Here is a 21,803-nt window from a genome sequence, read left to right as displayed (position 1 = left end):
GACAGGGGACGGCGCGCGGCGCGATCGCACGCAAATCCTCTCCACCCGAATCATGGCGGCAGGATGTTCCACGACAGAAATCTGAAATGGGCGGCCACCGGACTGGCCGCGGCGATATGGGCGACCGGGGTGGGCTCCGTGGCCTACGCGGAAAACGCAGCCGTTTCCCCCGCAGCGGCATCAGCCACCGCACCCTCAGTCACACCACCCTCAGCCGCAGCCGCCGATTGCAACTGCACGTCGCCGTACCGCGAATACAAAAGCGCCGATACGCCGGAGACTGAGGCCCTGTTCGCAGCAGTCGGCCGCAACGACGAGGCGGCATTCCTGGGCGCGCTGGCGCAGGTCGAACGGCCCGGCGACTATGCCCGTGACGGCGTCCCCTTGCTGCACGCCTTGGTGATGCCGCCACGTGATCTGCGGTCGCAGTACGTGTATTGGGACATGACGCCGGAAGACGCGGCGCGGTTGCGCCAGGCGCACGAGGCCGGCCTGCCGGCCCGCGCGCGCATGCTGGCCGCGCTGCTGGCCACCAAGCCGGACCTGAACGACATCACGTACGAATCGCGCCGGCCACCGCTCCACCTGGCGCTGTTGTACGGCACGCCGGCCATCATGGAGGCGTTGCTGGCCGCGGGCGCCAACCCCGACCAGCGGGGTGACCAGAACAACACCCCGCTGGAATTCCTGCTGCACCGCGATTTCGAATTCGCAGTGCGCCAGACCTACCTGCCGCGCCTCGTCGACCGCAAGAGCCTGACGCGCATGGTGGTGGCCCTGTTCGGTGCCGGCGCCAGCCGCCCGTATGCGGCGCTCGACGCCGATACCGCAGCGTCAAGTGTCTTGAAGGACGGACAGGGCAAGACGCGGCCCGCGGCGGACTTCCTTGCGTGGTTGCCCCTGGTGGAACTGACGGAAGGTGCAGAGGCGCTGCGAGCGCTGACCGCCACGGGCAGCCGGCCTGCCTATGAAGAGGAACTGACCGCCCTGGCGTTCGCCGCCTACGAAGGCGATGCGCAGGCCGTGTCGTACCTGATGGAGGAGGGCCCTCGCACGATCCCGGCCACGGCGTACGGAGAAACCGGCGACCGTGACGTGTGGCTGGATGCGGCGCAAGCAGCGGTCGAAGGCGGACACCCCGCAATCGCCGAACATTTGCTGCGCGCGGGCATGCCCTTCGCGCAACGCGGCCCGCAAGTGGGCTCGGGCGGCCTGATATTCGCCAAGCCCCAGATGGGCAACCGGCCGATCATGAACCTGGCGGCCCAGCGCGGCGACACGCAGACCGTGCAGCGCCTCCTGGCCCTCGGTGCGCCGGTCGACGGCGATCCCGCGGAACCGTATGGCAACACGCCGCTGGCCGATGCCGTCGAAGCCGGCAATTCCGGCGTCGTGAAGGCGCTGCTGGCCGGGGGCGCCGATCCGGGCTTGCGGCGCGAAGGCTATGACCGCCGGTCGGCGCTGGAGGTTGCGGTGCGGGCCGGAGACACCGCGCTGCTGCGCACCCTGTTGGCGGCGATGAAACCCGACGCGCTGCGCGCGGCGCTGCAGAACCCCGCCGACTCGCCTGTCGCGCAACTGCTGCGGCAGCCGGGCGGGCAGGGCGCGGCAGTGCTGCGCATGTTCGCGGACGCCGGTTTCGATATGAAGACGCTGGACGCAAGCGCCATTCGCCAGGCGCTCGAAAGCCGCGATACGGCGCTGGCCTTGATGCTGATCGAGGCGGGCGTGCCGGTGAATCCGTACGTGGACCCCGCGGTAACGGCGGACGATAAAGCGTCCGGGGACGGGGCCGGCCGCAATGCCTGGCCGCCAAGCCTGGACGATCCGCGCGGCACGCCGCCGCTACTCCTGGCGGCGACCTCGGGCCAGGTGGCGGTCGTCGATGCATTGCTGGCCAAGGGTGCGGACCCCGCCGCCATCGCGCCGGACGGCGAGAGCGCTTTGTATTGGCTGATCGGTCGTCAGGACACCGCCATGCTGGATCGGCTGCTGCCCGCCGGCGCGCGGTTGGACGACCCGCGGCTGCCGGTCGCGCCCAACCCGTACGCACTGCTTAACGCCGCCGTGGCGTCCGGCGACATGGAAACGGTGCGCCGCGTGAGCGCGGCGAACCGCCAGTCGGTTGCGCAAGCGTGCATGCCAGACAACGGGGAGTTCGTGCTGATCGACAAGCCTGGCTACTTTGCAGCACTGCATGCGGCCGGTTTCACCGGTCAGCCATCGTCATGCGCGCGGGATGGACGTGCCTTGCCCGATCGCATCGTGTCGATGCTGCTGCATAGCCGGGAGCTGGTCACCGCGCGGCATGACACTGTGGTGCAGGTATTGCGTCTGTTGAAGGCGTCGGGCACCGATCTGGATGCGCCGCTGCCCGACGGCGATACGCCCCTGAACGCCGCCATCCGGCTGGGACGCCGGGACCTCGCCCAAGCGTTGCTCGACGCCGGCGCCAGCCCTGATGCCGGCGACGGCTCGGGCCGCGGTCCTGCGTGGATCGCACTTGAAACCGGCCAGCCCGCCATGCTGTCCTTATTGGCGCAGCACCACGCGCGCTTTGACGCGGCGGTGGCGCCGCCGGGCCAGTCGTTCCGCACGGCGCTTGCCTGCCAATCCGATCCGGCCTTTGCGCGCGTCCTGCAGGATGCGGGCATCACGCTGCGGGCGGACTGCGCGCCGCCGCCCGCGCAAGGCCGGCGCGTGGGATCCAAAGCCGCCAGCAAGTCTTCGGAAGCCGTGCGCATTCCGGGCCATTACTACCTTCGCGGCGTGCGGGAAGTCGGCAGCGAATTGCTGCTTCTGGAAGACGGCAGCTTCGAATACTTCCTGAGCTATGGCGCTGTCGACATCAACGCGCGGGGCGCCTGGCGCAGCGACGGCAAGCAAGTGTTCCTGGACACGCCGCCGCTGCGGCCGTACTCCGCCATCGCGAACGTGCGCGCGGACACCAGGCCGGCCAAGGCCGGCATGCTGACGGTGCGCGTGTATCACCGCGGCCGCCCGGTCAATATCGACGTGGCGGTGTCATCGGCCGATCAGGACTACGGCGGCGGGCCGCGCCAATCGGAAGGGGCGGACGGCGTCTCCGTGCCCATCGCGGCAGGCGCGTTGAAGGCGCTGGCCGTCTTCGTGCCGGCGCCGTCTGGTGGACGTTGGCACGAGGTGGACGTGGCCCGCATCGACGCCGCCACGCGGGCCGTGCGCATCGACGTCGACGTGCCCGATGACGCGGCCAGCGCGCCGCTGCACAAGGTCCTGGCCATGGATAAGGACGGCGCGCTGGTCGAAACCGGCAACGGGCAGGAGCTGCGTTACGTGAAGTGACGCCATGGTGACGCCATGTGGTGAGGCCATGCGGTCACGCCGTGCGCGCCGCCGCGCGCGGGCGCAACAACGCGCGGTCATAAGCATGTGCCCGTTAACCCCGCGCCAGCGCGGGGTTAACACGGTATCCTCAGGAGTTGCCGATACAATTGACCGGCTTGATCGTGCTCTCAACAGAAGGAACCATCACATGGCACATACTCTTCCCCCCCTGCCTTACGAACTTGACGCTCTGGCGCCGCACATCTCCAAGGAAACGCTGGAGTTCCACTACGGCAAGCATCACCAGACGTACGTCACGAATCTGAACAACCTGATCCCGGGTACGGAATTCGAAACGCTGTCGCTGGAAGACATCGTGAAGAAGTCCTCGGGCGGCATCTTCAACAACGCAGCCCAGGTCTGGAACCACACGTTCTACTGGAACAGCCTGGCTCCCAAGGCCGGCGGCGCACCGACGGGCGCGCTGGCAGACGCCATCAACGCCAAGTGGGGCAGCTTCGACGCCTTCAAGGAAGCCTTCAACAAGTCGGCTGCCGGCAACTTCGGTTCGGGCTGGACCTGGCTGGTCAAGAAGGCCGACGGTTCGGTTGACATCGTCAACACCAGCAACGCCGCCACCCCGCTCACGACGGCCGACAAGCCGCTGCTCACCTGTGATGTCTGGGAACACGCGTACTACATCGACTACCGTAACGCGCGTCCCAAGTACCTGGAAAACTTCTGGGCCCTGGCGAACTGGGATTTCGCTGCCAAGAACTTCGCCTGATCGGCGGTTCCGGCACGCATGCGGTCTTAGCGCCGCATGCCTGGAAACACGACCCCTCGCCCCGGCGAGGGGTTTTCTTTTGTTCAGCAAAAAGTCAGTTTAGAAAACCCTGTCGACAGTCGCGTTCATTACACGGAACTGACGCCTGAACTGGCTTTTTCTCAGGGTAAGCCCTAGCCCAAACGTCGATATCGTTCCTCCCCGGTCAGCGCTTGCACCCCGAAGCGCATGGCTGCGGCAAAGCCGCCACAAGCCGGGGCACACACAGGGAAGGGAAGCATGTTGCGGTTATTTTCGGGGATGCGCATCGGCGCTCGCCTGACAGGGGCGTTTTTGCTGGTGGCGGTGATAGGCGGTGCGATCGGGGCCTTCGGCGTATGGGGGCTGTCGCGTATCAATGAAATGAATGACAGGCTTTACGACACCGAATTGCGCGGCATTTCGGATCTGAAGGAAGCCAACATCAATCTGATCTACGCAGGTCGTGCGCGCAATGCGTATCTGGGGGCGTCGACCGACCAGGAGCGTCTGGCGCTGCGCAAGCAGTTTGACGACGCGGTCAAGAACATGGACGTGCTGCGCGAGAAGGCAGCCGCCAATTTCTACGAAGAACAGACCAAGCACCTGCTCGCGCAGTTCGGCGAAACCGAACAGGTGTGGAAGCGCGAGGCGGCCGCATTCTTCGATGCGGCCAAGTCGCAGCCCATGACGCAGACCGATCCGCGCGTGGCCGAGGCCGAAAAGCGCGTCATCGCCTCGTCGCAGAAGCTCGATGACCTGATGACCAATCTGGCCATCAGCAAGGAAAAGGCCGCCGAGCGCTCGGTGGCGGAAGGCACGGCGCTTTACAACACGGTTCGCGCCATCATGATCGCCCTGGCGATCGCGGGCGTAGCGGTTGGCATGCTGTTGGGATGGCTGGTGACGCGCGGCATCGTTCGCCCGCTGACCGAGGCCGTATCGGCCGCACGCCAGGTGGCTGCCGGCGACCTGACCGCCGATATCCGCGTGGTCACGCGCGACGAGACCGGCGACCTGATGGGCGCGCTCAAGGCCATGAACGAAAGCCTGGCCCGTATCGTCAAGGACGTGCGTGACGGCTGTGAAAACATCGCCTCGGCGTCGTCGCAGATCGCGCAGGGCAACGCCGATCTGTCGCAACGCACGGAAGAGCAGGCCTCCTCGCTCGAAGAAACCGCGGCCTCGATGGAAGAGCTGACCAGCACGGTGCAGCAGAACGCCAACAACGCCAGCGAGGCCGACCGCCTGGTCAGCCAGGCGTCGAACGTCGCCGTGCGCGGCGGCGAGGTGGTCGAGGGCGTGGTGCAGACCATGAGCGCGATCTCGGACAGTTCGCGCCGCATCGCCGACATCACGGGCGTGATCGACGGCATCGCGTTCCAGACCAACATCCTCGCGCTCAATGCCGCCGTGGAAGCGGCGCGCGCGGGCGAGCAGGGCCGCGGCTTCGCGGTCGTGGCGGGCGAGGTGCGCACGCTGGCCCAGCGTTCCGCTGTGGCTGCAAAGGAAATCAAGGCCCTGATCGACGAATCCGTGACGCGCGTCGAAGGCGGCTCGCGTCAGGTCGACGAGGCCGGACGCACGATGCGCGAAGTGGTGGACAGCGTGCGCCAGGTCGCGACGCTGGTGCGCGAGATCTCGGGCGCATCGGAAGAGCAATCGACCGGCATCGGGCAGGTGAACCAGGCCGTCTCGCAGATGGACACGGTGACCCAGCAGAACGCCGCCCTGGTCGAGGAAGCCGCGGCCGCCGCGGCCAGCATGCAGGAGCAGGCCACGCGTCTGGCGCAGGAAGTGCGCCGCTTCAAGGTGGATGCAGGCAGTGGATCTGCGGTTCAGGCGCAAGCCCGGCTGCTGCCGGCCGAACGCGTGGCGGTGCGCATGCCCGCCGCGCCGGCAGCCCGTGCGTCGCAGGCCCGGCCCGCGCTGGCAGGCGCTTCGCAGGACGAATGGTCGTCGTTCTGAAGCCTTGCCGCGTGGTGATGGACGGCCGTTGACCGGCCGTTCCCGTCCGCGCTTGCGCGTGCGCAACGCTGCATTCTTTCGGCTACGGGTCAGGATGGGATGGTAAGGTTGGCAACCTCCCCACGCCGCCCTGTCCCCGTCCATGAGTCTGCCCGACCCCGTCCGTCGCGTCATCGCCCGAACACGCCGGCTGGCGCGCCGCAAGGTGCGCCAGATCAACCGTCTGTCCAGGAAGAGCGTGCAGCTCGGGCTGTTGCTCGGCGGCGCCGCGTTGGTGGCGCTCATGTCGCTGGGCTTTGCCTATCTGGCCGACAAGGCGCTGGCCTGGAACCGCCAGTGGGTCGCCTACAACGGCTGGCTGGCGTTGCTGGTCATGCCGTTTGGGCTGGCCGCGCTGCGCTGGCTCACGCTGCGTTTCGCGCCCAACGCTTCCGGCAGCGGCATTCCGCAAGTCATCGGCGCCTTGTCGCTGCCGCCAGGTCCCAGCCAGAACAGCCTGGTGTCGCTGGCCCAAAGCCTTTGGAAGATACCGCTGGCGTTCTTCGGCATGCTGTGCGGCGCGTCGATCGGCCGCGAGGGTCCTTCCGTGCAGGTCGGCGCGGCGCTGATGCTGGCGTGGGGCGATTTCTGGAAACGCCGCGGTTTGCAGCTGCGCGGCTTTCACGCCAACGAGCTGATCGCAGCGGGCGCCGCCGGCGGCCTGGCGGCGGCCTTCAACGCGCCGCTGGCCGGCGTCATCTTCGCCATCGAGGAACTGGGGCGCGGCACCGTGCTGCGCTGGCAGCGGCTGGTGCTGATCGGCGTGCTGGCCGCCGGCTTCCTGGTGGTGGCGGTGGAAGGCAACAATCCTTATTTCGGCGTCTTTGCCGGCGCGCCCCTGTCGCAGAACATGGTGATGTGGATCGTCATCTGCGGCGCCCTCAACGGCGCGCTGGGCGGCATCTTCGCCCGCCTGCTGGGCAAGGGCCCGATCGGCGCGGCGCCGCAGTCGTGGCGCGCGTGGATCCGGATGCATCCGATCTGGACGGCGTTCATCATGGGCCTGGCGCTGGCGGTGATCGGCCTGTGCACCGCGGGCAGCGTGTACGGCACCGGCTACGCCGTCGCGGCTGACCTGCTCAACGGCAAGGACGCGGTGCCGGACGGCTTTGGCCTGGCCAAGCTGGCGGCCACCGTCGCGTCCTATTGGGCGGGCATTCCCGGCGGCATCTTCACGCCGGCGCTGACCACGGGCGCGGGCATCGGCCATCACATCTGGGAGTTGGCAGGCGAGGGCGTCGACCAGCGCGTGCTGGTGCTGCTGTCCATGGCGGCCTTTCTGGCGGCCGCTACCCAGGCGCCCTTGACGGCGAGCGTCGTGGTGATGGAAATGACGGGCAGCCAGCCGATGCTGTTCTGGCTGCTGGTCGGGTCGTTGCTGGCTTCGGGCGTGTCGCGCCAGTTCTGCCCGCAACCGTTCTACCACCTGGCGGCCGGCCGTTTCCGCCGTCAGGCCATCGTCGACGCGGGCCGCGCGGCCAAGGCCGGCGCGCACTGATCCCGGGCATGGCGGCCCGGTTCCGTGCACGCGCGCGCCGGTCCAATGTGAACGTCTACTGGACACTGTCCGTTCTGCGGACATCCGGGTAACGCACCAACTTGGCGCGAAACCGCTGCGTTAACATCGTCCGATCCCGAGTTCTTTCACTTCACTTCGAGCTTCCCATGACCGTGAATGCCTTTATCTGTGATGCGATTCGTACCCCCTTCGGCCGCTACGGCGGTGCGCTGGCTTCCGTGCGGCCCGACGATCTGGCTGCCGTAGCCATCAAGGCGCTGGCGGCGCGCAATCCTGGCGTGCGCTGGGAAGAACTCGACGACGCCATCATGGGTTGCGCCAACCAGGCGGGCGAAGACAACCGCAACGTGGCCCGCATGGCCACGCTGTTGGCCGGCCTGCCGGTCGAAGTGCCCGGCGCCACGGTCAACCGTTTGTGCGGCTCGGGTCTGGACGCCATCGGCACCGCCGCGCGCGCCATCCGCGCCGGAGAAGCCGGCCTGATGCTGGCCGGCGGCGTGGAAAGCATGAGCCGCGCCCCGTTCGTCATGGGCAAGGCCGACAGCGCCTTCTCGCGCAGCGCCGCCATCTATGACACCACCATCGGCTGGCGTTTCATCAACAAGCTGATGAAGGCACAGTACGGCGTGGACTCGATGCCCGAGACCGCCGAAAACGTCGCCGACGATTTCAACATCAGCCGCGCCGACCAGGATCTGTTCGCGCTGGCCAGCCAGGAAAAGACCGCGCGCGCCCAGAAGGAAGGATTCTTCGACGCCGAGATCGTGCCCGTGTCGATCGCCCAGAAAAAGGGTGACCCGATCATCGTCTCCAAGGACGAGCACCCGCGTGAAACGTCGCTGGAATCGCTGGCCAAGCTCAAGGGCGTGGTCCGCGAAGGCGGCAGCGTCACGGCCGGCAACGCGTCGGGCGTGAACGACGGCGCCGCCGCGTTGCTGCTGGCCGATGAAAAGGCTGCCGCCCGCCACGGCCTGACCCCGCGTGCCCGCGTCGTCGGCATGGCGACCGCCGGCGTCGCGCCGCGCATCATGGGCATCGGTCCGGCGCCCGCCACGCAGAAGGTGCTGGCTCAGACCGGCCTGACGCTGGATCAGATGGACGTGATCGAACTGAACGAAGCGTTCGCCGCGCAAGGCCTGGCCGTGCTGCGCCAGCTTGGCATCGCCGACAACGATCCGCGCGTGAACCCCAACGGCGGCGCGATCGCCCTGGGCCACCCGCTGGGCGCCAGCGGCGCGCGTCTGGCCACCACGGCCATCAACCAGCTGCATCGCACCGGCGGCCGCTATGCGCTGTGCACGATGTGCATCGGCGTCGGCCAAGGCATCGCGCTGATCATCGAACGCGTGTAAGGCGCGTGGTACGGCCGGCGGCGCGCGTCGCGCTGTCCGGCAAACAACAAGGGAGCCCTCGGGCTCCCTTTGTCATTACCTGCTGGGGCGGTCTGCCCGAAGGCGTCAGGGCAGGCCGTCGAGCTTTTTCCCAGCAGTGATGCCGTGCTTGCCGAACCACCCTTGCGCCATTTCCAGCGCGTAGCGCACCGGCTTCTTTGCGCAATGCGGGTCTTCGGTCTGCGGCGCCATGTCTTCAATGTTGACGATCGTGCCGTCGTCGGCGATAAAGGCAATCGACAGGGGCAGCAGCGTGTTGCGCATCCAGAAGCACTGCACGTCCGGCTGGTCGAAGACGAACAGCATGCCGTCGTTGCCCGGCAGCTCCCTGCGGAACATCAGACCGTCGCGCCGCGTGGCGTCCGTGTTTGCAACTTCTGCGCGGATAATATGGATTCCGGCCGACAATTGCGTCGTGGGCAGACGCGGCTGCGGGCCGGTCTGTTGCTGGGCGCTGGCGGGCAGGGGCAGGGCGGCTGCGATCGCGATGGCGGCGGCGGCGATCACCGGCGCCTTGCGGCCGCCCGCGTTTGCCGCTGACGATGCCTTGGTGAAGGTGGTTTTGAACAGCGTACGAACAATGGGAAACAAAACGGCAATCTTCAGCATGGCCCGGCGGAGTATTAAGAAAAATAACAAGGCGGGGCCCGAAAGCCCCGCCTGGATAATGGCGCAACCTTACCGTTGCGCTTTAAAGGGTAACTCAGGCAGCCGTAATATTGAGCGCCTGTTTTCCTTTAGGCCCCTGGATAATCTCGAAGGCCACTTTCTGGCCTTCTTTCAGGGTTTTAAAACCATTCATCTGGATGGACGAGAAGTGGGCGAACAGATCTTCACCGCCATCGTCGGGCGTAATGAAGCCAAACCCCTTTGCATCGTTGAACCATTTGACGGTGCCCGTCGATTTGGGATTGTCCCCTTGGACGGCGGTTGCGGTCGTATCAGACATGCGGCCTGCCTCATTGAATCGTATGTTGACAGAAGGGCATTGTGGTCTAGACCCCTGTCCCCCCTCCGGCTTCCTGGCAGATTTTCGGTAAATTGAAAACCCCAGAATGCGTGGATAATGCGCCGCTTTTCTTGACCTAGTCAAGTATGGATACTACGTATTTCTGCGTGTAATTTTCAGTAAGTTGAGTGGTTGCCGTCCCCAGTTTAAATAGAATACCCGCCCTATGAGTTCTACCTTGGATTCCCAGCATGACTTGGTCGTCGAGAAGGCGCCGGCACGTACTGCGCCGCCGCCGATGTACCAGGTGTTGCTGCTTAATGACGACTACACCCCGATGGAGTTCGTCGTGAAAGTGCTGCAGAAATTCTTCAATAAAAACCAGGAAGAGGCGACGCGCATCATGCTGCAAGTGCATCACGAAGGCCGAGGCGTCTGCGGGGTTTACCCCCGTGACCTCGCCGCCACACGGATCGCGCAGGTCGGTCAGTATGCGCGGGCGCGTCAACACCCGCTGCAGTGCGTGATGGAACCGGTTTGATCTCGACAAAACACAATGGCGCCGCCAGCAATGGCGGCGTTGTGCTGCCGGTTGCATCCCGGGCACAGGGATGAACGGTTTTGCCGCGTAACGGGAAGCGCGCGGCACATGCGGGTCGGCAGCTCCGCCGCTAAGGAGCGTTGCGTTCTAGTGGGCGGGGAGGTTTCGCCGTGAGTGGAAAGTTCAACAAGACCTGGCTGGCTGTAGCCGGGATCGCGGTGGTGGCCGGCGCAATTGGCGCGGGCTGGTGGATGGGCAAGGGGCAGCAGCCGGCAAGTCCGGCAGCGGTTCCGGCGGCGCAGACAGCGACAGCCGCGGCTCCGCAGGCGGCGAACAACGCGGCGCCAGCACTGCCTGCCACCGCAACCGTGGGTGCTGCGGATCCCTTCGCGGCCTTGAATTGCCAACCCCGCCAATACAACGATGCCTTGTCGCTGGCCGTGACCTTCACGCAGCCGGTGGATGCCAAGAGCAATCTGGACGCTTTCCTTCAGGTGACCGATACGGGTTCGACGGCCGGCAAGGCCGACGAGGACAGCGAATCGGCCGCCGCGCCGGGCCAGCAGCCGGCCTCGGTGCGTCCTGGCGATTCCGCGCCCAAGGGCAAGATCCTCAAGGGCAACTGGGTCGTCGGCGACAACCCGCGCGTGGTGTACTTCCCGTATGTGCAGCCGCAGCGCTCCTACGCGATCACGGTTCGCTCGGGCCTGCCAGGCGCGGGCGAAAAGGTCGCGCTGACCGAGGCTTCGCATTGCGAAGTCAGCACGCAGGCCATGCCGCCGTCGTTTTACTTCGCCAGCCGCGGCGTCGTGCTGCCCGCCGGCCAGAACGGCGGTCTGCCGGTGGCCACGGTCAATGTGCCCGAGGTTGACGTGCAGTTCCTGCGCGTGTCCCCCGACCGCGTGCCCGAACTCTTCGACACCGTGCTGGGCGTGGGCCGCACGCCGGCCGCCTCGGAAGACGAGGACGACGGCAACTATGACGAGAACGACTGGCGCTACGCCGGTAACCGCAGCCTGAAGGGCTCGGTCAGCAACTGGGACCTGGACCGGCTGAATTCGCTGACGACCAGCGTCTATCAGGGCCGCTTCGTCACCGACGACAAGCCGAACCGCCGTCACGTCACGTTCCTGCCCGTCGAGGGCATCAAAGAACTGCAGGAGCCGGGCATCTACGTTGCGGTCATGAGCCAACCTGGCCGTTTCCGCTATGAGTACCAGGTCACCTATTTCTACGTCAGCGACATCGGGCTGCACGCCCGCCGCTACAGCGACCGCATCGAAGCGTATTCGGTGTCGCTGAAGTCCGGCCAGGCCATTTCCGGCGCGGTGTTTGAACTGGTGGACGGCGCCGGCAAGCCGCTGGCCAAGGCGGCCGCCGATGCGCAGGGCCATGTCCGCTTTGACGGCAGCTTTGCCAATGCCCGCGTCATCCGCGCCTCGCGCGACAAGGAAATGACCGTGCTGGCGCTGGGCGAACCGGCCCTGGATCTGTCCGAATTCGATACGGGCGGCCATGCGTCGCGCGCCAACAATCTGTTCGTCTACGCCGGCCGCAACCTGTATCGCCCCGGCGAAACCTTCCACGTATCGGTGCTGCCGCGCGACCTCGACGGCCGCGTGCTGACGCCGTCGCCGCTGACTGCCACCATCAAGCGTCCGGATGGCCGCACGATGCAGACCGCGCTGTGGCAACCGCAGAAGGATCTGCCCGGTTACGTCGAACGCGCGATCGATCTGCCGCTGGATGCCCAGACCGGCACGTGGCTGCTGGAACTGCGCGTCGATCCGTCCTCGCGCGCGCCGGATGCCTCGTGGAAGTTCCAGGTCGAAGAGTTCCTGCCCGAACGCATGAAGATGGCGCTGACCTCGGGCCAGGACGTGTTGTCCCCCGACGAGGAGCTGACCGTCGATGTGCAGGGCGACTACCTGTATGGCGCGCCGGCTGCCGGCAACCGTCTGCTGGCCACCTTCCAGGTCAAACGTGATCGTTTTGCGCTGGCCCAGCAATGGCCCGGCTTCATCTTTGGCGACGTGGCCGACGATACGCGCCGCAGCTTCGGTGAACTGCCGGAATCCGCGCTGGACGACAAGGGCCGCGCGCAGCTCGACGTGAACCCGAACGCCGCCGGCACGCATTCGCCCATGAAGGTCCGAGTGTCCGCCAGCCTGCTGGAATCCGGCGGCCGCCCGGTGGTCCGCTCCATCGAACGCACCGTCTGGCCCGCCGACAAGCTGATCGCCGTCCGTCCGCAGTTCGACAGCGACGTGGCCCGCGAGAACGCGCCGGCCGGTTTCGAAGTCATCCGCGCCAACGCGCAAGGCAAGATCGAACCGCTCGCGCAGGCGCAGATGCGTCTGTTCCGCGAAGAGCGTCAGTACTACTGGCGATTCGACGACCAGCGCGGCTGGAACAGCGGCTATACCGAAACCGAAGAACTGGTCGACTCGCGCGAAATCGCGCTGAACGATCGCACCCAGCTGACCGTGCCGGTCAAGTGGGGCCGCTACCGTCTGGAAATCACGGATCCGGAAACCGGCGAAACGATGCGCTATCGCTTCTATGCCGGCTGGAACGCGCAGGACGCCGATGCCATGGGCAACCGTCCCGACCGCGTGCAGATGAAGCTGGAAGGCGTGCCCGCCAAGCCGGGCGACACCGTCAAGCTGACGCTGACGCCGCCGCATGATGGCCAGGCGCTCATCACCGTCGAAGGCGACCGCATGCTGTGGTCCAAGTGGGTGGCCGTGAAGGCAACGGGCACCGAGGTCGAGATTCCGGTCGACAAGGAATGGAAGCGTCACGACCTGTACGTGGCCGCGGCGGTGTTCCGCCCCGGCAGCGAAGGCGACCGCGTCACGCCGGCCCGCGCGCTGGGCCTGGCGTTCCTGCCGATCGCCAGCGCCGACCGCAAGCTGGACGTCAAGCTCACCGCCGCGCCCAAGGCCGTGCCGGAGACCAAGACGACCGTGCGCGTCAAGGTCGATGGCGCGCAGGGCAAGCAGGCGATGGTGACGCTGTCCGCGGTCGACGTGGGCATTCTCAACATCAACCAGTACGCCACGCCCGATCCGCTGGATTACTTCTTCGGCAAGCACCGCTACGCGCCCGAGTTGCTGGACATGTACGGCAAGCTCATCGAGAAGATGGACGGCACGAAGGGCAAGCTGAAGTGGGGCGGCGACGCCGCGATGCGCGGCGACAGCAAGAGCCTGCCCAAGAAGGTCAAGCTGGTGGATCTGTTCTCAGGACCGGTTGCGCTCAACGCGCAGGGCGAAGCGGACATCCCGCTGGACCTGCCGGACTTCAATGGCACGCTGCGCCTGATGGCCGTCGCGTTCACGCCAGACAACTACGGCAGCACCGACGCCGAAATGGTCGTGGCAGCGCCCATCGTGGCGGAACTGAACACCCCGCGTTTCATCACGCCGGGCGACCAGGCCGCCATTGCGCTGGACGTTACCAACATGAGCGGCGCCGAACAGAAGATCTCGGTCAAGCTCGAGGCCCTGGATCCGCTGGCCATCGTCGACGGCGTGCGCACGGTCACGTTGAAAGACAAGCAGCGCACGACGCTGCGGTTCACGGCGACCACCACCGGTTCGTACGGCCTGGGCCTGATGCGTCTGACCGTGGACGGGCAGGGCGGCGCCAAGCCGATCCGCATCGTGCGCGAGTCCGTGCTGCAGGTGCAGCCCGCGCATGCGCCGGAGCGCCAGGTGCGGCGTCTGCGCCTGAATCCGGGCGAGTCGCAACCGGCGCAGGCGTCGTGGGTCGCTTCCTATTACCCGGACTCGACGACCGTCAGCCTGACCGTGTCCAATCGTCCGCCGTTCAACGTCAACCGTCTGGTCGAGGACCTGCTCAACTATCCGTATGGATGCACCGAGCAGACCATCAGCGCGGCCATGCCGTGGGTGATGCTGGATGAAGACGCCGCCAAGCAGTTCGGCCTGAAGCCGCGCACCGAGGCCGAACGCGCCGCCAAGGTCGCCGGCGCCATCAGTCGCCTGTCGGGCATGCGCAACTCGGTCGGTTCGTACAACCTCTGGAGCGGCGCGTCCTCGCGCGACGTGTGGCTGACGGCCTACGCCGTGGGCTTCATGCAGGACGCACGCGATCGTGGCTTCGATGTGCCCGAGGCGTCGCTGGATCGTTCGCGGACGTGGCTGCTGGAGCAGGTGCAGCAGAGCGCCGGCGCATTCGGCACGTGGTCGGCCAACCTGCGCCGCAACGTCGAGGCCAACCGCATCGACAGCAGCGACGCCAACGTGCTGCGCGAAGACCATCGCCGCTTTGCCGGCTTGGCCACCGCCGCGCTGGTGCTGGCGCGCGACAAGAAGGCGCCGTTGTCGACCGTGCGTCAGCTGTTCGACAACTATCAGGAGCGCGCGCGCTCGCCGCTGCCGCTGGTGCAACTGGCCGCCGCGTTCAAACTGATGGGCGACGAAGGGCGCATGAAGCAGGCGCTTGACCTGGCCATGACGCGCACCTATGGCATCAACATCAACAACCGCAGCAGCGCCTACTACGACGAATGGATGGGCGACTACGGCAGCAGCGTGCGCGACTACGCGTTGTCCTACGCGCTGGTCTCGCAATACGAGCTGCGCCACGAACGCAGCGAGAACCTGCTGAATCAGCTCTCCAGCCGCCTGGGCAACCGTTCGTATCTGTCCACGCAGGAGCAGATGGCTTTGCTGCTGGCCGCGCGCGCCGCGGGCGGCAACAAGAACACGCCGTGGGAAGCGGTGCTGACCGTCAATGGCGAGCGCAAGCCGCTGACGGGCGGCAAGAGCGACCAGACCGTGTCGCTGTCGGCCGCGGATCTGGCGGGCACGCAGTTGCAGAACACGGGCAGCCAATCGCTGTTTGTCGAATACGACATCCAGGGCAGCCCGACCGCGACGCCCGCGCCGCGCAACGACATCATCCAGCTCAAGCGTGGCTGGTACCGTCCGGACGGCCGCCCGTGGGACGGCGGCACCCTGCAGACCGGCGACATGCTGGTGGTGTGGGTCCAGGCCAGCGCCAACCAGAACATCCCCGATGGTCTGCTGGTTGACCGCGTGCCGGCAGGCTTCGAAGTCGAAAACCTCAACCTGTCGCAGAGCCCGGAAATGCAGGACTGGAAGATCGGCGGGCGCCGCGTGGCCGACGCCATGTCGGATTCCAACATCAAGCATCGCGAGTTCCGCGACGACCGCTACGTCGCCGCGGTGTCGCTGGGCCGTGGCAAGGTGGACGTGTTCTATCTGGTGCGCGTCGTGACGCCGGGCCGCTACGCGGTGCCGTCGACGGTGGCCGAGGACATGTACCGCCCCGAAATCCGCGGCGTGGGTGAGCAATGGAGCACGGTCGAAATCCGCGATCGCGGCGCCAAGCGTCCTTGAACGCCGCCGCTGCTTGCCAGTCGGGCGCATCGCGCGCCCGCCGCTGGCGGCGGCGCGGCATCTTCGCGGCCAGCGCGTTGTCTGCGCTGGCCGCGTTGTTATTCGCGCTCGACCGTCTGTATCCGCTGCCTCCCATCGATTCGGGCGGGGCGGCGGTTGTCGTCGCCGCCGATGGCACGCCGCTGCGCAACTATCCCAGCCGAGACGGCATCTGGCGCTATCCGGTCCAGCCCGATCAGGTTTCGCCCCGCTACCTGGAGACGCTGCTCACCTACGAGGACCGCTGGTTCTACTGGCACCCCGGGGTGAACCCCGTGGCGCTCGCGCGTGCGGGCTGGCAGTGGGCCACCAACCGCCGCATCGTGTCCGGCGGCTCCACGCTGACCATGCAGGTGGCGCGGCTGATCGATCCGCAACTGGCGGGCAAGCCGTCGCGCACGATGTCGGCCAAGCTGCGGCAGGCGTGGCGCGCCGTGCAGCTGGAAATGCACTACAGCAAGGACGAGATCCTTTCCCTTTATCTGACCCACGCGCCGATGGGCGGCATCGTCGAGGGCGTCGAGATGGGCTCGCGGCTGTGGCTGGGCAAGCCGGCCCGCGACCTGGGCCCGGCAGAAGCGGCGATGCTGACCGCCTTGCCGCAGGCCCCGTCACGGCTGCGTCCCGACCGTCACCCCGAGTCCGCGCAGGCCGCCCGCGACAAGGTGCTGGATCGCATGGCCGAACTCGGCCGCTGGACTCCGGCCGAGGTGGCTGACGCCAAGATAGAAACCGTCATCGCGCCGCCGTTGCGGGCGCGCTGGCTGGCGCCCCTGGCGGCGCAGCGCCTGCTGCTGGAAGCGGGCGGCGCGCGCCGCGCGGGCGGTCGGCCACCGCTGGTCACCTCAACGCTGGATGCGGACATGCAGGCGTCGGTGGAACAAATGTTGCTGGACCGGGTCGATAACCTTCCGCCCAAGGTGTCGATGGCCGTGCTTGTGATGGATAACGATTCCCTGGAGGTCAAGGCTTACGCCGGGTCGGCAGATTTTTCCGACGATTCCCGGTACTCGCATGTGGACATGGTGCGCGGCGTGCGATCGCCGGGGTCGACGCTCAAGCCGTTTCTGTATGCCCAGGCCCTGGACGAGGGACTGATCCATTCGGAAAGCCTGCTGATCGACGCGCCCATGTCGTTCGGCGGCTACGCACCCGGGAATTTCCAGGCGGCCTTCGCCGGGCCGATCAGCGTGGCGCAGGCGTTGCAGCGGTCGCTCAACGTGCCTGCGGTGGACCTGCTGGACCGGGTCGGACCGGCCAGTTTTGCCTCGGTTATGCTGACGGGCGGCGTGAAGTTACGAATGCCCGCGGGCGCCGAGCCAAATCTGAGCTTGATTTTGGGCGGGGGTGGCACCACATTGGAAGAACTGGTCGGCGCGTATCGTGCGCTGGCCCGGGACGGCATCTCGGGGCGGCCCCGCTTGACGGCGGAGCAGCCGGTTGTCGAGTCCCGTATGATGAGTCCTGGCGCGGCCTGGATCGTCCGGGACATCCTCGAAGGCGGTGGACACCCGGACCGGCCGTTTTACCAGTCGGGCAACCCCGGCCGGCAACTGGCCTGGAAAACCGGGACCAGTTTCGGATTCCGGGATGCCTGGGCGGTCGGCGTGACCGACAGATGGACGATCGGCGTATGGGTCGGCAGGCCCGACGGTACGCCGAATCCAGGATTTTTTGGGGCGATTGTGGCGGCGCCGCTACTGCAGGATATCGTGGCGGCATTGCCGGAAGGCGCCCAGCAGGTCCGCGTCAGGCCCGAAACGGTGCAGGCGGTGGTGACATGCTGGCCCTTGGGTTACAGGCTGGGCAGCGAGCCCTCGGGCGCGTGTCCCGAACAGCGGGCGGCCTGGATGCTCAATGAAACGGCGCCGCCCTCGTTTGCCGGCTATGCCGATGCCACCCAGGGACCGCTTCGGCTCGGGGGTGTGGCCAACGGCTCGGTGCTGCGGCCCGTGCCCGGCATGCGGCAAGTTGCGCTGGACGTCGACGTCCAGGGCGCTGAAGGCGAAGTCTGGTGGATGCTCGATGGTCGTGTCGCAAGTCATGGCGCCGCGGGTCATCCGTTTAATTTGGTGCTGGCGCACGACGGCCGGTATACGCTAACCGTCATGGATACACATGGCCGGCACGACAGCGTGGTTTTTGAAATCGCTGGCGTTACGCCATGATCGGCATAGAATATGAATCGTGTATTAGCCCGCTTCGATGCGTTACGGAGGAAGCGTGATTTCTCAAGAGCTTGAAGTCAGCCTGCATATGGCTTTCGTCGAGGCCCGTTCGGCCCGGCACGAATTTATTACCGTCGAGCACCTGCTGTTGGCGTTGCTCGACAACGCTTCGGCGGTCGAGGTCCTGCGCGCCTGCGCGGCCAACCTGGACGACCTGCGTCGCAACCTGCGCCAGTTCGTATCGGAAAACACCCCGGTGATCCCCAGCGGCGCCGAAGTCGACACGCAACCCACGTTGGGTTTCCAGCGCGTCATTCAGCGCGCGATCATGCACGTTTCCGCCGGTGGCACGGGCAAGAAGCCTGTGACGGGCGCGAACGTGCTGGTGGCCATTTTTGGCGAAAAGGACTCGCACGCCGTGTACTACCTGCAACAGCAGGGCGTCACACGCCTGGACGTGGTCAATTTCCTGTCCCATGGCATTACCAAACAGCCGCAGGTGGAGTCCGCCGCCGTGCAGAAAGAGCAACAGCCCAATGGTGAAGAGCAGGGCGACTCGCGTCAGTCGCCGCTGGATCAGTACGCCACCGACCTGAACGCCGCCGCGCTGGCCGGCCGCATCGATCCCCTGATCGGCCGCGAGCACGAAGTCGAGCGCGTCATCCAGGTGCTGTGCCGCCGCCGCAAGAACAACCCGCTGCTGGTGGGCGAGGCCGGCGTTGGCAAGACCGCCATCGCGGAAGGCCTGGCCTGGCGCATTACGCGCGGCGAAGTGCCCGAAGTCCTGCAGGCCGCTCAGGTCTATTCGCTGGACATGGGCGCGCTGCTGGCCGGCACCAAGTACCGCGGCGATTTCGAACAGCGTCTGAAAGGCGTGCTCAAGCAGATCCGCGGCAACCCCGACGCGATCCTGTTCATCGACGAAATCCACACGCTGATCGGCGCCGGTTCGGCGTCGGGCGGTACGCTGGATGCCTCCAACCTGCTCAAGCCGGCGTTGTCGTCGGGGCAGCTCAAGTGCATCGGCGCCACCACCTACACCGAATACCGCGGCGTCTTCGAAAAGGATCACGCGCTGTCGCGCCGGTTCCAGAAGATCGACGTGCCCGAGCCCAGCATCGAACAGACCGTGCAGATCCTGCGGGGCCTGAAAAGCCGCTTCGAAGAGCACCACAGCGTGCGCTATTCGGCCGCGGCGCTGTCGGCTGCCGCCGAGCTGTCGGCGCGCTTCATCAATGATCGCCACCTGCCCGATAAGGCCATCGACGTGATCGACGAGGCCGGCGCCGCGCAACGCCTGTTGCCGCGTTCGCGCCAGAAGAAGGTGATCGGCAAGGTCGATATCGAAAACATCGTTTCCAAGATCGCGCGCATTCCGCCGCAGTCCGTCTCCAACGACGACCGCAGCAAGCTCGCCACGCTGGACCGCGACTTGAAGACGGTGGTGTTCGGCCAGGACGGCGCCATCGACGCGCTGTCGGCCGCCATCAAGATGGCGCGCTCGGGCCTGGGCAAGCCGGAAAAGCCGATCGGCGCCTTCCTGTTGTCCGGCCCCACGGGCGTCGGCAAGACCGAAGTTGCACGCCAGCTGGCGTTCACGCTGGGTGTCGAACTGCTGCGCTTCGACATGTCCGAATACATGGAGCGCCACGCGGTATCGCGCCTGATCGGCGCGCCGCCCGGATACGTGGGTTTCGACCAGGGCGGCCTGCTTACCGAGGCAATCACCAAGCAGCCGCATTGCGTGCTGCTGCTCGACGAAATCGAAAAGGCGCACCCGGATGTGTTCAACATCCTGCTGCAGGTCATGGACCACGGCACGCTGACCGACAACAACGGCCGCAAGGCAGACTTCCGCAACGTCATCCTCATCATGACGACCAACGCGGGCGCCGAGACCTTGAACCGTCCGTCGATCGGTTTTGCGAACTCGCGGATGGTCGGCGACGAAATGGCGGAAATCCGCCGCATGTTCACGCCCGAATTCCGCAACCGCCTGGACGCGATCATTCCCTTTGCCGCGCTGGACCACGAGGTCATCATGCGCGTGGTGGACAAGTTCCTCATGCAGCTTGAAGACCAGTTGCACGAGCGCCGCGTGGAGGCCGTATTCACCACGCGCCTGCGTGAACACCTTGCCAAGGAGGGGTTCGATCCGCTCATGGGCGCGCGTCCCATGCAACGTCTTATTCAGGACACCATCCGGCGCGCGCTGGCCGACGAGCTGCTGTTCGGCAAGCTGGTCGACGGCGGTTCGGTCACGGTGGATCTGGACGAGTCGGGCAAGGTTACGCTGGACTTTGACGATAGCGGCAAGCCGCCTTCGTCGGACGCGCCGGATAAGCAGGAAGTCGAACTCGTCGACTGATGACCGCGGACCGCCAGCCGCTGATCGAATGCGAACATTGCGCAAGCATCTATCGCCGACATCAGCTTGAACCTGGCGAGACCGCCAATTGTGCCCGCTGCGGCGCCGTGCTCTGGCGCTACAGCGGGCTTACTTTGTCCAATTGGCTGGCGCTCGCCATCACTGCCCTGATCGTCTTCGGGGTGGCCAACGCCTACCCGGTCGCTTCGATGTCCGTGCAGGGCATGGTCCAAGAAGCTTCCCTGCTGGATTCCATCTCCATTACCTGGCGTCAGGGCCATTGGGTCGTCTCCATCATGACCGGCCTGGCGGGCTTCGCGCTGCCTCTGTTGCAACTGATCGTGCTGCTGTGGGTGCTGGGTCCGCTGTCGCGGGGCCGCGAGCCTGCGGATTTCCACGCCGCCATGCGTCTTTTGGGTGTGCTGCGGCCGTGGTGCATGGTGCCGGTTTTCCTGCTTGGCGTGCTGGTTGCGGTCGTGAAACTGGCCGGGATGGCCGCGGTGGCGCCCGGCATCGGTCTGGCAGCGTTTGGCATCCTGACTGTGCTGCTGACGATGCTCGGCAAACTGTCGCCCCATGTGCTGTGGCGGTATGCCGAATCCGTCGGCGTGGTGCCCGTGCATGTGCCCGAAGCCGGGCCCGACGTCGTGTTGACCGGGTGCCACGTCTGCGGCCAGGTGCAGGCGCTGCCGAAGGACGCCGACCCCGAGGCGCATCATCACTGCGTGCGCTGCGACGCGGTGGTGCATTACCGCAAGCCCGACCATGTGGCGCGCACCTGGGCGCTGCTGCTTGCGGCCGTCGTCTTCTACATCCCTGCTAATGTGCTGCCGGTCATGAACGTCAATTCGCTGCTGGGCGACAGCGCGCACACCATTCTGGGTGGCGTGGTGGAACTCTGGCAGATGGGCTCGTGGGACATTGCGCTGATCGTGTTCATCGCCAGTGTGGCGGTGCCGCTGACCAAGCTGCTGGCACTTATCTTGCTGCTGCTGACTGAGCAATGGCGTAGCACAACCAATCTGGGGGCGCGTACGCGGTTGTATCAGATGGTTGAATTCATTGGCCAGTGGTCCATGCTGGATGTATTTGTCGTTATATTGCTGGCGGCCCTGGCCGACTTTCAGGGCTTGATGGAAATCAGCGCCGGTGCCGGCGCCGCCGCATTCGGCGTGGTTGTCATCCTGACTATGCTGGCTGCCATGAGCTTCGACCTGCGTCGTAGCTGGGACCTTGAAGGTCAGACCGAAATCGAATCAGCGCCGGTGGAGGGCCGGCATGCGCCGGCGTCCGTCTCCGGCAAGCAAGTGGGCTAGG

The 21,803-nt window shown here is 66.2% G+C and carries 12 protein-coding genes; 10 read left to right on the top strand and 2 right to left on the bottom strand.

Features of this window, described 5'->3' with window-relative positions; all coding sequences use genetic code 11:
• Positions 1–63 precede the first annotated feature (63 nt).
• From AB3147_RS17590 to pcaF, 5 genes are all read left to right on the top strand, one after another.
• The gene (locus AB3147_RS17590) at positions 64–3,324 is read left to right on the top strand and encodes an ankyrin repeat domain-containing protein (RefSeq protein WP_367352579.1); all 3,261 of its coding nucleotides are present in this window, start codon (positions 64–66) and stop codon (positions 3,322–3,324) included.
• Positions 3,325–3,514: 190 nt separating this feature from the next.
• Positions 3,515–4,093 (top strand): superoxide dismutase [Fe], encoded by a 579-nt coding sequence (sodB, locus tag AB3147_RS17585; RefSeq protein ID WP_056324270.1) that lies wholly within the window; start codon positions 3,515–3,517, stop codon positions 4,091–4,093.
• A 279-nt stretch (positions 4,094–4,372) separates the two neighbouring features.
• Positions 4,373–6,079: a methyl-accepting chemotaxis protein gene (locus AB3147_RS17580; protein ID WP_367352578.1), complete on the top strand. Its 1,707-nt coding sequence runs from the start codon at positions 4,373–4,375 to the stop codon at positions 6,077–6,079.
• 142 nt (positions 6,080–6,221) lie between these two features.
• Entirely contained in the window at positions 6,222–7,616 is a 1,395-nt protein-coding gene (locus AB3147_RS17575; RefSeq protein WP_367352577.1) for a chloride channel protein, read from the top strand.
• A gap of 167 nt (positions 7,617–7,783) precedes the next feature.
• The gene (pcaF, locus tag AB3147_RS17570; protein ID WP_175123475.1) at positions 7,784–8,989 is read left to right on the top strand and encodes a 3-oxoadipyl-CoA thiolase; all 1,206 of its coding nucleotides are present in this window, start codon (positions 7,784–7,786) and stop codon (positions 8,987–8,989) included.
• A 105-nt stretch (positions 8,990–9,094) separates the two neighbouring features.
• Here the strand turns inward: pcaF and AB3147_RS17565 are convergent, their stop codons facing one another.
• Together AB3147_RS17565 and AB3147_RS17560 are read right to left on the bottom strand one after the other, a co-directional pair.
• Positions 9,095–9,637, bottom strand: a complete 543-nt coding sequence (locus AB3147_RS17565) for a DUF192 domain-containing protein (RefSeq protein WP_175123474.1) — start codon at positions 9,635–9,637, stop codon at positions 9,095–9,097.
• 94 nt (positions 9,638–9,731) lie between these two features.
• Complete coding sequence (locus tag AB3147_RS17560; RefSeq protein ID WP_006220277.1) at positions 9,732–9,977, bottom strand: cold-shock protein; 246 nt, start codon at positions 9,975–9,977, stop codon at positions 9,732–9,734.
• A gap of 226 nt (positions 9,978–10,203) precedes the next feature.
• On the opposite strand from AB3147_RS17560, the gene clpS reads away from it, so the two are divergent.
• The 5 genes from clpS (at position 10,204) to AB3147_RS17535 (ending at position 21,802) form a co-directional block, all read left to right on the top strand.
• Positions 10,204–10,518 (top strand): ATP-dependent Clp protease adapter ClpS, encoded by a 315-nt coding sequence (gene clpS / locus AB3147_RS17555; RefSeq protein WP_056562630.1) that lies wholly within the window; start codon positions 10,204–10,206, stop codon positions 10,516–10,518.
• A 170-nt stretch (positions 10,519–10,688) separates the two neighbouring features.
• A complete protein-coding gene (locus AB3147_RS17550) occupies positions 10,689–15,911 on the top strand; it encodes an alpha-2-macroglobulin family protein (protein ID WP_438860986.1) in 5,223 nt (1,740 codons plus the stop codon).
• Entirely contained in the window at positions 15,866–18,118 is a 2,253-nt protein-coding gene (pbpC, locus tag AB3147_RS17545) for a penicillin-binding protein 1C (RefSeq protein ID WP_438860985.1), read from the top strand. Before AB3147_RS17550 ends, pbpC begins: the two co-directional genes overlap by 46 nt.
• Before the next feature lie 55 nt (positions 18,119–18,173).
• A complete protein-coding gene (gene clpA, locus AB3147_RS17540) occupies positions 18,174–20,486 on the top strand; it encodes an ATP-dependent Clp protease ATP-binding subunit ClpA (RefSeq protein WP_175138389.1) in 2,313 nt (770 codons plus the stop codon).
• Positions 20,486–21,802 carry a paraquat-inducible protein A gene (locus AB3147_RS17535; protein ID WP_191575613.1) on the top strand — a complete coding sequence of 439 codons (1,317 nt, stop codon included), beginning with the start codon at positions 20,486–20,488 and terminating at the stop codon, positions 21,800–21,802. The genes clpA and AB3147_RS17535 overlap by 1 nt, the downstream gene beginning before the upstream one ends.
• The last annotated feature ends 1 nt before the right edge of the window (position 21,803 follow it).

This window comes from Achromobacter animicus, from assembly GCF_040775605.1.
Classification (GTDB): domain Bacteria; phylum Pseudomonadota; class Gammaproteobacteria; order Burkholderiales; family Burkholderiaceae_B; genus Achromobacter; species Achromobacter animicus.
Note: the sequence above shows the minus strand (reverse complement) of the source record. Positions and strands in the feature narration are given on the sequence as shown.